Source organism: Bacillus cereus group sp. N6, assembly GCF_016483705.1.
In the GTDB taxonomy this organism is placed as follows: domain Bacteria; phylum Bacillota; class Bacilli; order Bacillales; family Bacillaceae_G; genus Bacillus_A; species Bacillus_A wiedmannii.
The window spans coordinates 1-12,745 of record NZ_JAEHBI010000011.1; the positions used below are offsets into that span (position 1 = coordinate 1).

The following is a 12,745-nucleotide window of genomic DNA, read 5'->3' on the forward strand; positions in this document are numbered from 1 at the left end:
ACAGTGCGAAAATATAAAGCAACAACCAATAGTAATCATCCTTACAATGTGTACGCAAACTTGTTAAATCAAACTTTTATAGCGAATAAACCGAATCAAGTATGGATGTCAGATATCACGTACATTCATACAGATGAAGGTTGGTTATATTTAGCAAGTATTATGGATTTGTACACACGAAAAATTGTCGGTTGGCACATAGATGTTCGTATGACGAAAGAATTAGTAATCCAGGCATTACAACGCGCTTTAACCCAGGAAACGATTGCCGAAGGCATCATTCATCATAGCGATAGAGGAAGTCAATATGCTTCTCATGAGTATCAAAAAATCTTAAAAAAAGAAAAATTCCAAGTAAGTATGAGCCGTAAAGGAAATTGTTATGATAACGCAGTAATCGAATCTTTTCACAGTGTATTAAAAAAAGAATGGGTCTATCCGAAAAAATATAAAACTCGAGAAGAAGCGAAATCCAGTATTTTTAAATATATTGAGGTATTTTACAATCGAAAACGCAGTCATTCTGCACTGAAGTATGTATCACCGATCCAATTTGAAAAAAAGTTTTATGAAAAGCAACAATCTCAAGCTGCTTAACGAATAAAATGTCTCTGTTTGATTTGTCTATTTTCTTGACATAGTACCAATAATTGAAACTATTTACATCTTGTGGAATCGGATCTGTTATAATCTTATCTCCGGTGTCGTTGTATAAGGTGAAATTCCCCTCCGTAGTTGTACTGCCAATTGTGACATAATTATTGTCTAAACGTTCCTTCAAATTCTGCCCTGCAGCATAAGGGTATAATTCCTCATCGATAATTCCTTTAGCATTGTGTCCCCATACTATCGTTTTACCACCCAATGTCTCTTGTGCCCACATTGCATGATCGGCCAAGTATTGCTCATGTAGCTTTAACATACTTGGATAGTCGTTAGGAATTAGCATTGTTGTATATTTCTCTATTGCACTTGCCGTTGCTTTCGCCCAGATGTACTCGGGTGAAGCCATTTCTGTGTTGGCTTGCCCATTCTCATCTTTTAGTAATTGGGCTACTCTCTCAGCGTTTGCTTTGAACTTTTCTTTTATTTCAGGAGCGAGGTCCATATATTCCTTTGTACTTCCATTAAAAGCCGACAATTCTTTATAATTTTCTTCTACTTCTGCCAGCAAATCTGGTCGATGCAGCCTTACATAATCAATTACTTTATTAAAGCAACCTTGGTCCATCTCCTTTAAGTCAAGCCCAATAAATTGTATCTTTTTTTTATTGGATGGATTAGCATTATAATCTTTCATCCACTCAATCATAGCTATAATTTCATCAGTAGGATATAAATAATTTAAAAATTCCCTAGGGTTTCCTTTTCCTGTTTGGATATATTCATTTAGTTTTAAGCCGTTTCCCCAATCTTCTTCCATTGTGAAATTTGTAAAACCCATCTCAGTAACCAAATATTTCACAAGGCGAAACTTCATAGTGAAAATTTCAGAGCTTCCATGAGTAGTCTCTCCTAATCCTACATATTGTGCGCTCCCAATCATTTTCTTAAGTGGTTTTAAATCCTCAAATTTTTTTGACGGCTCTATCGTTTTTAATGGGTAAGCCTGTGATTGTATGGATTTAACTATATTTTTTTGGATTGATTGATCTGAATTTTCGACTGCTACTGTTTGAGCCTTTCCTACTTCTACACATCCTGTGACTAATAAAGCTGTACTAACCATTGCAATTATTCTTTTCTTATTCATTTTTTTCCACCTCAATTGAATTATTTGTAAAAGCAAGATTGATTCATGTACTTGCACGAATCAATTGCCTTAATTCAATTGTTATCTATCCCATATCATATTTTCTAGTTACATATTGTCATAAGGTTAATTGACACAGGTCATATGCTAATCATTACACTTTTGTACTATCGGCTATGACAACTTATAAATAATAATTACATTGATGAGTCGTAAGTAAGACTAGATTATAAATTGGGGAGGGATTTTAAAGATGAATGGATTTGTATACAAAAATATTTTTATTCTAAGTTGTGTCTGTGGAAATGACAAGAAGTATATTCGATAAACAAGTGAATTATAGGGGAAGGGCGGATTACAATGATATTACACGCAAAATCGTTCCACAATAAAGATAAAATCCAACGTGCTAAAGTAGGACTTCAACTTTTTCTGAGTATTTTAATCATTACTTCTATTATCCTAAATGTAGTAGTAATAATTACGAAAAGTATGCCGCTTATTGTGGTATATATGTTTACCCCAGCATTATCTTCTATTTTGACTCGCATAATACTGAAAGAAGGGTTTAAAGATGTATCTTTTAGTCTCGGTAACTTAAAGATATGGAAGGGGATTGGTTTTGCTCTGCTAATCCCTATGATTATTTGTGGAATTACTTATTCTATCGCCTGGTTGAGCGGAATTGCGGGGTTTCAGCATCCCGAAGGTGGTATGTTAGAACCGATCTACAATTTACTTGGGCTTCAGTATGTAACGGCACCATTCAGTTTCATTTATCTAGTAGTATTGAGCGGCATTTTCGGAAGTTTGCTTAACTTAATCCCAGTTTTGGGAGAAGAAATGGGTTGGCGAGGTTATATGCTCACAAGGCTAGTCGATGCAGAGTTTTCACGGCCTATCCTTATTAGTGGATTGATTTGGGCAACGTGGCATGTTCCAATAGTTATTGCTGGTCTATATGTAGAGGGACCATCTGTCGTTCTTTCAGTACTGGGCATCTATCTTTGTATTGTACCATTCGGTTATATTACAGCTTATTTACGACTTATCACAGGTAGCGTTTGGCCTTCGGTTATCATCCATACTACTTGGAATGCCATTATTCAAGGACCTTTCGCACGTGCAAGTACAGGGTATCAAACTGAGATTTGGATTGGAGAATCTGGCTTGATAACCGCCCTTATTATCTTGATTACGGCAATAATTGTGTCTCGGATAATAAGATTTACTAAATATTGATTTTTCACATAAATTTTTAAAAAATGATTGTTAATCAGAAAAAACGGACTCTCAGATTGCTTTTTAAGGGTTTTTAGCGGTCGTGTGAATGTCATATGTATCGATAAGGATTAAATTTCACACGATTGAAAACAGGGTGTTTAAACGTTATTTTGTTTTTATTCGTAATTTTAAATCTGAAATACTGAAGCCAATGTAATACAATTTCATTGGCTTCAGTATTTTGATTCTTAACTAAAAATAGAGTGGAAAATTAAGGGTGTCATATATATTAATTAAAAGTAGCATACAAAGAATGCTTAAGTGACATTTCTTTTGTTATAGAATAAACAAATCCTGATATTGCAGTAACTATTATTTTGAGGTCAATTTACTGTGAAATAAGTGTCTAATGTCTACTATTAATTTGGATCTATGTGACTGCATCTCTTAATTAGGGGTGTTGTTTTTGTTAAGTAATAGCCATTGTACTTAGAAAATAAATAATATGTTTATGTGATGGAGTAATAAAGCTAGGTAGCATAAAGATTGATACTACAAAGATTAACAACATATAAAAAAATATTTATATGTTGTGTCACCGCTGCTATCCCTAATAATTTTTGAATCTATTTATTTCTTCCGCTTTTGCGGAAACTAAAACTAATGTTGCGACCAGTAATATAGTGCCAATTAGATAAAAATAGTTGGCACTATATCGTCAGTATTTTTAATATTCCATTCGCTTTTTGTGTTTTCTATTTTTATTTTTGTACTGATGATAAGACCTTTCCCTCAATTAGATCTTTAAATAACGTAGACCTATTTGGTGCTTGAATTTCTTCCAACGTGAATTTTCCGAAGCACAGTGGTTCAGAAATAGCTTTATCATTTTTATCTGCTGTTAAATTTTCGACTTCTTTATTATCTTTGTCAAAAATTTGGAATACAGCAGTTTATCAGTTTTATATTCGAATTTGCAGCATCCACTTTTTTAATCTCAGTTTGTCCAAGTGATTGAATTTTTGGCTGTTAGTTCTTACGGTGATACAGTATCTCCTTGGACTTTCACTGTATTTTTAATCTTTTTTCCAGCTTGTCCCTCGCATGGAGTACCATTGTATGCCACTCTGTATGTGTCACATCCCAAAATTCTTCGTTTTCTTTTCCTACATTAAATTTACTTTTGTCTGTATCAAATTGTATCTGTCACTGTTTAGCCTACTATTTGTAATGTACCTGGGGCATATTCTAGTTCGTCTGGCAATGTATCCGCAAAGGCTAGATTTTTCGCAGGATTAGCAAGAAGCTATTACTTACTAGAGTTGTATACTCCAATCATCCCTTGTTTCTGTATTTTGTAGGTTCTTCACTGTTTTCCCAAGTTCTATGATTAGATCTTGGAGAATTAAGAAACGACCTCAGCTCATTTCATTGTCGTTTAGAAAATTATAAGAAAAGAATCTATTTCTTTCACACTTTTCCTAACTACTCTGATATTTAGATGCTACTTACAAATAAATAATATATGATTTTCATAAAAAAAATATAGTAATATTTTGTCGTGAATTGTACTAATTTGATATTTTATAGTAATATTTTGTCTTGAGTTATACCTGACGGAAAATAATTTATGAATTTATACAGGAACGATGTGAAAATTTATCAGTAATCTAATTAAGAGGAGAAGGTAATGAATAATTCAATCGATATACAACACTTGTGTGATCTCGCACATAAAGCCTTTAATGTACCTGTTCACATTTTATCCACAGACAAAAAAATCTTATATCATTCTAATTCTGAGGATATTTGTAGTCCTTTTTATTCTTCTAAAGAAGAATATCTTAGTGACATTTATCAAGAAAATGATCCCTATAATTTGCCCCTTTTCAGATGTAACAGTTATCTTGAAAATTTTATCCTAATTCATATAGAAAATCATGATTATATAAAAGGGACTATAATAATTGGCCCCACTATACATCCAAAGGGATCGGATGATGTAACCTTTAAACTTCGAAAAGAATTTAACTCAAATGATAATATTCAAGAAAGACTAACCTATTTTCAATCCCTACCTGAGGTTAAAAAAACTTCTTTAATTGATATGGGAATTTTATTGCATTACATGATTTTCAATGAAAAGTTAGATGTTGATATTGTGGTAGAAAAAAATAAAGTGTTAGAGGAAGTTCCCTATAAAATTGTGAAACCTGATCTATATATTTTAAAACGTCAACAAAATAAACCAAAAACTCACAACATGGCATTAGTACATAATTATTTTTCAGCAATCAAAGAGGGAAATAAAAAGAAGTTGTTGCAATATATGTATGCAGTTTCGCAGGAAGATACGGAATTAATTTTAACAGCGGATCCACTCAGAAACCAAAAAAACCATGGGATTATTGCGATTACTTTAGCAACTCGATATGCGATAGAAGGTAATCTCCCACCAGACATTGCTTTTGCTCTTAGTATTTTGTATATCCAAACCATGGAACAACTAGAGAACGTGGACTCTGTAAGGCGATTGTCAGGAGATGCCTTACGTACTTTTGCAGATCGAGTGAAAGAATTCAATGCGCAAAAATTTTCAAATGCGGTTACTACATGTATGAACCATATTAGTAAAAATGTTTACGATGGAATATCTCTCAATGAACTCGCTAATCATTTGGATATTACGCCTACTTATTTATCTAAATTATTTAAAAAAGAAGTGGGAATTCCTTTAAGTGAATTTATTCAAAGGGAACGAGTGGAAGAAGCAAAAAAATTATTAACACTCACTACATATCCACTATCAGATATTTGTGCTTGGCTTAATTTTAACGACCAAAGTTATTTTACAAGGGTTTTTAAAAAATCAACTAACATGACACCTAGACAGTATCGTGAAAAATATACCGTAATATAAGCTTAGTATCAGTTTCTTGTGAAAAAACTTTAATATACGCGCAAGTAACTCTAAAACTTGAGCATACTGTTTCTTTTACTCTAGAAAGGGTATGTGATTGATCTAGAAAAGGAATATGTATTCAAATAGATCTTGAAGAGTCCATGAAACATTTAGTGAAGCCAAAGGACAAGGGTAAGATTTATAACATGTTGTTAATTTTAAAGAGTACACTATCCATTATTTTTCTAAGGAGATAAAAAAACAGAAGGCTGCAAAGGTTCTTCTCGAGAAAGCTTTGCGGCTTTTTTTATATTTTAAAACCCATAGTTATAACGAGGAATAAGTTTATAGATTAATATCTTCATGTTAAGTATTTAATAATAGTGATATTAGGGACTATTACATAAAGTTTAATAATATAACATATATCACTTGATATATCTATATTATATGCAATTATACATAACCAAATAAAAGGAAAAAAGTATAAAAAAACCTATTAAATTATTCTATAAGTATTTTTTTAAAAATAAAATTGCTTGGTTGAGCTAAAATGGTTATTTACTAACCGTATACACTTTAATTTGTAATCATTACAATTACAGAGCTGTAATTCCTAATTAATTATATTGGTATAATTAATTAGACTCATATTTTTACTTAATAGTTAAATTATCGAGCTCAATCGACAAAATTTTGCTATTTACGCATTGGAAATTTAATGTTTTAATGAACAACATAACTGGTATGACCATACAGAAGGGAGAAGAGCAAGCTAATAGAGATAGAGGTTATTAAATTTGCAAGTAACATTATGTTGTGAATAATTTTCTTAATAATCAGTTTATTTTTAAGGTATTTAGAATCTCAAAAGTAGTATTTTTGTAAAAATGGGTTTTAAGTTTCTACATAGCAAAAGTGAATTTATTCCGCAATAAAAGTATAAGCAATGTACAGTATAATTTCATCTTTTGTAGTCTTGTAAGGCTATTGCTGACAAAACTAAAAACCATATTATGAAATTGATATTAAAAAAAGGTCATGACAGGATTAACTCTAGAAGCAATGGTTATCTATCTTCACGGATCTGTAAGTTAAACAGCAGCTCTAAGGGGGAAATAATATTTTACTACTCATTGGGCAGCTAATTCAAATATAGCTGATGAATTTTTATCGTTTACTATTTGAAAAATAGAGTATCTAAATGAGAGGGAAGTAAAATCCTTAGATCCTCTTAGAAGTAAATAATAACGATAACACCCTATCCGAAAGACTTCCCATTCCCCATGCGTGTGCAAGGAGAGAGCCTAGCGCTAGGGCGTACAAGTTATATGAATCAAGTTATAAAAAACAATGGTAAAGGAGTGTACGGAATGAAAAATAAAATAATGACAGGATTTTTAATAACATCCATTGTAACTGGAGCAACTATTCCTATCAATACTCTCGCAGCAACAATCGTTCAAGCAGAAACTCAACAGGAAAGCATGGATATTTCTTCATCATTACGAAAATTAGGTGCGCAATCTAAATTAATCCAAACGTATATTGATCAATCTTTAATGAGTCCTAATGTACAGCTAGAGGAAGTCCCAGCTTTAAATACCAATCAATTCCTAATTAAACAAGATATGAAGGAATGGTCATCGGAACTCTATCCACAGTTAATTCTATTAAATTCAAAAAGTAAAGGATTTGTAACGAAATTTAATAGCTATTACCCGACATTAAAATCGTATGTAGACAATAAAGAAGATGGAGAAGGGTTTTCGGATAGACTTGAAGTTCTTCAAGAAATGGCTATGACGAATCAAGAAAATGCGCAACGACAAATTAATGAATTAACAGATCTTAAATTACAGCTTGATAAAAAATTAAAAGATTTCGATACTAATGTGGCAACTGCGCAAGGCATATTAGGTACAGATGGAACAGGAAAAATAGATCAGTTAAAAAATGAAATATTAAATACCAAAAAAGCAATTCAAAATGATTTACAACAAATTGCATTAATACCAGGAGCTTTAAATGAGCAGGGATTTGCTATATTCAAAGAAGTTTATAGTCTTTCAAAAGAAATTATTGAACCGGCTGCTCAAGCAGGGATGGCAGCGTATAACAAAGGAAAAGAAATTAACAACTCTATTCTAGAAGCGGAGAAAAAAGCGGCGCAAGAAGCGACAGAACAAGGTAAAACTGCTCTAGAGATTGAATCGGCCAAAAAAGCAGCTCGTGAAGCAATTGAGAAAAGCAAACAAGGTGAAATAGCTGCAGCTGCAGCCGCAAAAACGCAAGAATATGACCTGATGAAAGCCATTGATACTGAAAAGATTAAGAAAACATTTGGTGTCTTCGCAGAAGTAAATAAACTAACAGCAGAGCAGCGAGCATATTTAGATGACTTAGAGAAACAAAACCAAAAAATATATGATTTAACAACGAAACTATCAATAGCAGATTTACAAAAATCAATGCTTCTTCTTTCACAAAATGATTTGCATACGTTTGCAAACCAAGTAGATGTAGAACTTGACCTACTAAAGCGCTATAAAGAAGATTTGGATCTAATAAAAAATAACATTACAAAATTATCTACTAATGTTGATGCAACTAACGAGCAGTCTCAAAAAGATACATTAAGACAATTAAAAAATGTAATAAGTTACCTTGAAGAACAGGTATATAAATTTTGATATTACGTTTTTCAAAAAAACTATAAAGATTATAAGAATCTAGCGAAAGAAGGAGAATAGTTATGAAAAAATTCCCATTCAAAGTGCTAACTTTAGCCACTCTGGCAACGGTTATAACTGCTACTACTGGTAACACTATTCATGCATTTGCACAAGAAACGACCGCTCAAGAACAAAAAGTAGGCAATTATGCTTTAGGTCCCGAGGGACTGAAGAAAGCATTGGCTGAAACAGGGTCTCATATTCTTGTAATGGATTTGTACGCAAAAACAATGATTAAGCAACCGAATGTAAATTTATCTAATATCGATTTAGGATCAGAAGGAGGGGAGTTGCTCAAAAATATTCACCTTAATCAAGAACTGTCACGAATCAATGCGAATTATTGGTTAGATAAAGCGAAGCCACAGATTCAAAAAACAGCTCGTAATATTGTAAATTACGATGAACAATTTCAAAATTATTACGACACTTTAGTAGATACTGTACAAAAGAAAGATAAGACAGGTCTAAAAGAGGGCATAAGTGATTTAATTACTACAATTAATACAAATTCAAAAGAGGTTACAGATGTAATTAAGATGCTACAAGACTTCAAAGGGAAACTATATCAAAATTCTACAGATTTTAAAAATAATGTTGGTGGTCCAGATGGCAAAGGTGGATTAACTGCAATATTAGCAGGTCAACAGGCAACGATTCCACAACTTCAAGCTGAAATTGAGCAACTTCGTTCTACTCAGAAAAAACATTTTGATGATGTATTAGCATGGTCAATTGGTGGTGGATTGGGAGCAGCTATTTTAGTTATTGCAGCTATTGGAGGAGCAGTTGTAATTGTTGTAACTGGTGGTACAGCAACACCAGCTGTTGTCGGTGGACTTTCAGCTCTTGGAGCAGCTGGTATCGGTCTAGGAACTGCGGCGGGTGTCACGGCATCTAAGCATATGGACTCCTATAACGAAATTTCTAACAAAATCGGAGAATTAAGTATGAAAGCAGATCGTGCTAATCAAGCAGTTCTTTCGCTTACTAACGCGAAAGAAACATTGGCATATCTATATCAGACTGTAGATCAAGCGATATTATCTCTAACAAATATTCAAAAGCAATGGAATACAATGGGCGCAAATTATACAGATTTACTGGATAATATCGATTCTATGCAAGACCACAAATTCTCTTTAATACCGGATGATTTAAAAGCTGCTAAAGAAAGTTGGAATGATATTCATAAAGATGCAGAATTCATTTCAAAAGATATTGCTTTTAAACAGGAATAGAACTGAAAATTAAAACCTAAATTGGAGGAAAATGAAATGATAAAAAAAATCCCTTACAAATTACTCGCTGTATCGACGTTATTAACTATTACAACCGCTAATGTAGTTTCACCAGTAACAACTTTTGCAAGTGAAATTGAACAAACGAACAATGGAGATACGGCTCTTTCTGCAAATGAAGCGAGAATGAAAGAGACCTTGCAAAAGGCCGGTTTATTTGCAAAATCTATGAATGCCTATTCTTATATGTTAATTAAAAATCCAGATGTGAACTTTGAAGGAATTACTATTAATGGATATGTGGATTTACCTGGTAGAATTGTACAAGATCAAAAGAATGCAAGAGCACATGCTGTTACTTGGGATACAAAAGTAAAAAAACAGCTTTTAGATACATTGACTGGTATTGTTGAATATGATACAACATTTGATAATTATTATGAAACAATGGTAGAGGCGATTAATACAGGGGATGGAGAAACTTTAAAAGAAGGGATTACAGATTTACGAGGTGAAATTCAACAAAATCAAAAGGTTGCACAACAACTAATAGAAGAATTAACTAAATTAAGAGACTCTATTGGACAAGATGTTAGAGCATTTGGAAGCAATAAAGATCTCTTGCAGTCGATTTTAAAAAACCAAGGTGCAGATGTTGAAGCCGATCAAAAGCGTCTAGAAGAAGTATTAGGATCAGTAAACTATTATAAACAATTAGAATCTGATGGGTTTAATGTAATGAAGGGTGCTATTTTGGGTCTACCGATAATTGGCGGTATTATAGTAGGAGTAGCAAGAGATAATTTAGGTAAGTTAGAGCCTTTATTAGCAGAATTACGTCAGACCGTGGATTATAAAGTAACATTAAATCGTGTAGTTGGAGTTGCTTATAGTAATATTAATGAAATGCACAAGGCACTTGATGATGCTATTAACGCTCTTACTTATATGTCCACGCAGTGGCATGATCTAGATTCTCAATATTCGGGCGTTCTAGGGCATATTGAGAATGCAGCTCAAAAAGCGGATCAAAATAAATTTAAATTCTTAAAACCTAATTTAAATGCAGCGAAAGACAGTTGGAAAACATTAAGAACAGATGCTGTTACATTAAAAGAAGGGATAAAGGAATTAAAAGTGGAAACTGTTACTCCACAAAAATAGGGAAATATTAATTCTGTTGCAAAGTGAACCATAACATAGAGAGTCTATGATTACACTGTTAAACAGTAAAGCGATAATTAATAAATCCTTATATATTAAAAAGGCGGAGTCTCATTAAAGACTGCGCCTTTCACTTATATATAAGTTTTATCCAAATAAAAAGATAGCCATGTAGTTTACTTGTTTTTAAAAATTTGTAACAGAATCGATTAATAGGGGACAGTTTATATAGATTCGCTTAATAATATCGAATCTATGCAACTACATCGTCTTTTAATAAGAATAGGACTTGAAATCATACTCTATACAGGAGGAATAAGAAAAGATGAAAAAAAAACCTTATAAAATACTGGCTGTATCAGCATTTTTAATTATGACAACTACCTATGCAGTCACACCAGTAGCAACCTTTGCAATTGAAACTGAACAAACGAACACTGGAGATATGTCTCTTTCGGCAAATGAAGAAAAGATGAAAAAAACTGTACAAGATGCTGGGTTATTTGCAAAAGCTATGAATGAATATTCTTATTTGCTAATTAATAATCCGGATGTGAGTTTTGAAGGAATTTCTATTAATGGGTATGCAGATTTACCTAGTAAAATTGTACAGGATCAAAAGAATGCAAGAGCACATGCTGTTACATGGAATACAAAATTTAAAAAACAGCTTTTAGATACATTGACCGGCATTATTGAATACGATACAAAGTTTGAAAATTATTATGAAACATTAGTAGAGGCGATCAATAATGGAAATGGGGATACTTTAAAAAAGGGGATTACTGATTTAAGGGGGGGAATTCAACAAAACCAAAAGTCTGCAAAAGCATTAATAGAAGAATTAACTAAATTTAAAAACGCTATTGGAGAAGATGTTAGAGTATTTGGAAGCCATAAAGAGACCTTGCAATCGATTTTAAAAAACCAAGGAGCTGATGTGGAGACTGATCAAAAGCGTTTAGATGAAGTTTTAGGACAAGTAAACTATTATAAGAAATTAGAATCTGATGGATTAATAATGGTGAAAATACCTTTTATCCCCACGCTTATTTCTGGTGGCATAATGATAGGTGCTGCTAGAGATAATTTAGGTCGATTAGAGCCTGCTTTAGCAGAATTACGTAAAACTGTAGATTATAAAATTACATTAAATCGTGTAGTCGGAGTTGCATTTCATAATATTAGTGATATGCATAGTACGATTGATAGTGCTATTACTGCTCTTACTTATATGTCCACACAATGGGATGATTTAGACTCTCAATATTCGGGTGTACTGGGGCATATTGATAAAGCAGATGAAAAAGCTGATCAAAATAGATATAAATTTTTAAAGCCTAACTTGAATTCAGCTAAAGATAGTTGGAAAATATTAAGAACAGATGTTGTCACATTACTAGAAGGCATAAAAATTGCAGAGAAGAAAGAACAGGATTTTATGAATCTACTTCGTCCATCAAACGTTTTTTACTTTTATAAAAAAATCCATAACGCATACACTTTTGAAATAAAGACTGGAACAAATGCACTAAATGCGTCTTATAAAGTTATGAATTTAACTAAAAACACTGTTCATCATATGTGGAGTGGAGGTGCTAATACAAGCATGTGGGCTGACTGGCTTTCATTCAATCCAAATGATGAATTTGCGGTGGTAGCAGTAGTGGATGGGAAAGAATATGTTGTGTATAAAGACAAAGTAGAAAATATAATGAACTGAATC

9 protein-coding genes are annotated in these 12,745 nt (G+C 32.6%); 7 read left to right on the forward strand and 2 right to left on the reverse strand.

The features are described 5' to 3' along the window. The coding region (locus JDS99_RS10800) for an IS3 family transposase (protein WP_199695060.1) at nt 1–597 on the forward strand (597 nt) is incomplete at its 5' end. Here the strand turns inward: JDS99_RS10800 and JDS99_RS10805 are convergent. Beyond that, the gene (locus JDS99_RS10805; protein ID WP_242475723.1) at nt 482–1,753 is read right to left on the reverse strand and encodes an erythromycin esterase family protein; all 1,272 of its coding nucleotides are present in this window, start codon (nt 1,751–1,753) and stop codon (nt 482–484) included. The two genes, JDS99_RS10800 and JDS99_RS10805, sit on opposite strands and share 116 nt — an antisense overlap. 360 nt (nt 1,754–2,113) lie before the next feature. On the opposite strand from JDS99_RS10805, the gene JDS99_RS10810 reads away from it, so the two are divergent. Then, the gene (locus JDS99_RS10810; RefSeq protein WP_199695061.1) at nt 2,114–2,995 is read left to right on the forward strand and encodes a CPBP family intramembrane glutamic endopeptidase; all 882 of its coding nucleotides are present in this window, start codon (nt 2,114–2,116) and stop codon (nt 2,993–2,995) included. Nucleotides 2,996–3,738: 743 nt separating this feature from the next. On the opposite strand, the gene JDS99_RS32675 is transcribed toward JDS99_RS10810, so the two are convergent. After that, on the reverse strand, nt 3,739–3,915 hold the full coding sequence (locus JDS99_RS32675; RefSeq protein ID WP_199695099.1) for a SpaA isopeptide-forming pilin-related protein: 177 nt from the start codon (nt 3,913–3,915) through the stop codon (nt 3,739–3,741). A 752-nt stretch (nt 3,916–4,667) separates the two neighbouring features. Between JDS99_RS32675 and JDS99_RS10820 the strand changes: the two genes are divergently transcribed. The 5 genes from JDS99_RS10820 to hblB all read left to right on the forward strand — a co-directional run bounded on the left by JDS99_RS10820 (nt 4,668) and on the right by hblB (nt 12,742). After that, a complete protein-coding gene (locus JDS99_RS10820) occupies nt 4,668–5,897 on the forward strand; it encodes a helix-turn-helix domain-containing protein (RefSeq protein ID WP_088063998.1) in 1,230 nt (409 codons plus the stop codon). Nucleotides 5,898–7,252: 1,355 nt separating this feature from the next. Next, nucleotides 7,253–8,572, forward strand: coding sequence for a hemolytic enterotoxin HBL lytic component L2 (gene hblC, locus JDS99_RS10825; RefSeq protein WP_199695062.1), 1,320 nt, complete (start codon nt 7,253–7,255; stop codon nt 8,570–8,572). 62 nt (nt 8,573–8,634) lie between these two features. Then, nucleotides 8,635–9,855: a hemolytic enterotoxin HBL lytic component L1 gene (gene hblD, locus JDS99_RS10830; protein WP_199695063.1), complete on the forward strand. Its 1,221-nt coding sequence runs from the start codon at nt 8,635–8,637 to the stop codon at nt 9,853–9,855. Between the two features lie 36 nt (nt 9,856–9,891). Then, the gene (gene hblA / locus JDS99_RS10835) at nt 9,892–11,019 is read left to right on the forward strand and encodes a hemolysin BL binding component B (protein ID WP_000591974.1); all 1,128 of its coding nucleotides are present in this window, start codon (nt 9,892–9,894) and stop codon (nt 11,017–11,019) included. A 325-nt stretch (nt 11,020–11,344) separates the two neighbouring features. Beyond that, a complete protein-coding gene (gene hblB / locus JDS99_RS10840; RefSeq protein WP_199695064.1) occupies nt 11,345–12,742 on the forward strand; it encodes a hemolysin BL regulatory component HblB in 1,398 nt (465 codons plus the stop codon). Nucleotides 12,743–12,745: the final 3 nt, after the last annotated feature.

Excerpts from the sequence above, each read along its gene's own strand:
- hblC (WP_199695062.1), top strand. The coding sequence starts at position 7,253 with ATGAAAAATAAAATAATGACAGGATTTTTAATAACATCCATTGTAACT.
- hblD (WP_199695063.1), top strand. The coding sequence starts at position 8,635 with ATGAAAAAATTCCCATTCAAAGTGCTAACTTTAGCCACTCTGGCAACG.
- hblA (WP_000591974.1), top strand. The coding sequence starts at position 9,892 with ATGATAAAAAAAATCCCTTACAAATTACTCGCTGTATCGACGTTATTA.
- JDS99_RS10805 (WP_242475723.1), bottom strand. The coding sequence starts at position 1,753 with ATGAATAAGAAAAGAATAATTGCAATGGTTAGTACAGCTTTATTAGTC.
- hblB (WP_199695064.1), top strand. The coding sequence starts at position 11,345 with ATGAAAAAAAAACCTTATAAAATACTGGCTGTATCAGCATTTTTAATT.
- JDS99_RS10820 (WP_088063998.1), top strand. The coding sequence starts at position 4,668 with ATGAATAATTCAATCGATATACAACACTTGTGTGATCTCGCACATAAA.
- JDS99_RS10810 (WP_199695061.1), top strand. The coding sequence starts at position 2,114 with ATGATATTACACGCAAAATCGTTCCACAATAAAGATAAAATCCAACGT.